Origin of the sequence: Mycobacterium sp. E787, assembly GCF_001668725.1 — a bacterium.
Taxonomy (GTDB): Bacteria; Actinomycetota; Actinomycetes; order Mycobacteriales; family Mycobacteriaceae; genus Mycobacterium.
On record NZ_LZKL01000036.1, the window covers coordinates 1 to 752 of the forward strand.

At 66.8% G+C, this 752-nt stretch carries 2 protein-coding genes; one reads left to right on the top strand and one right to left on the bottom strand.

Annotated elements, in window-relative coordinates:
- Positions 1-507: TetR/AcrR family transcriptional regulator (locus A5705_RS07490; RefSeq protein WP_369829593.1), on the bottom strand; the 507-nt coding region annotated here is incomplete at its 3' end.
- 26 nt (positions 508-533) lie between these two features.
- On the opposite strand from A5705_RS07490, the gene A5705_RS07495 reads away from it, so the two are divergent.
- Positions 534-752: TetR/AcrR family transcriptional regulator (locus A5705_RS07495; RefSeq protein WP_156762981.1), on the top strand; the 219-nt coding region annotated here is incomplete at its 3' end.

Below are 752 nucleotides of genomic sequence, written 5' to 3' on the forward strand. Positions count from 1 at the left end.
GCGCTCCCGGGCGTCCTCGACGATGTCATTTATGATGTCGCGCAACGCTTTTGACCCCGGATTCCGTGTCCGGCCGCCGTCGATTTGGGATTCGAGCAGGCTTTCGGCCCGGATCGCCCACTCGAAAGCCGCGAGGTCCGGGAACTCGCGCATCAACTTTCCCGATTCGTCGAGCACCGCTTCGATTCGGTCGACGACGCCGCCGGGACGGGCGGCGGCCTCGCGTAGCCGTCGGGATGCGATCAGGTCGATTTCCGCGACCGTCGCCGCGAGCAGCTCCGACTTGTTCGGAAAATAGTGATAGAGGCTGCCGCTGGTCATGTCGGCGGCCCGGGCGATCTCGCGAATCGTCGCCTTCGAGTGGCCCACTTCGGCCACGCAGCGCATCGCCGAGGCGATGATTCGGGCACGGGTCTGCTCGCCGCTGGCGCCGACTGGGCGGCCGAGCTGGGATGGCGAAGCCGGAGGATAATTGATCGCCCGATTATATTCGAGGGAGCCGGTCAAAAGGACGCAGGAGTGAGGACATCAGCATGACGCGGGCGCAGCTGGGTCGCCCCGTCGGCGCCAGCGGCGAGGAGACCCGCCGCCGGCTCCTCGTCGCCACCATGCGCTGTGTCGCCCAGCGCGGCTACTCCAAGGCCACCATCCGCGAGATCGCCCGGACCGCGGAGGTGACCAGCGCCAGCCTGTACAACTACTTCCCCAACAAATCGGAGCTGATCAAGGCGGCCGTCGCGGCCAGAACCGAG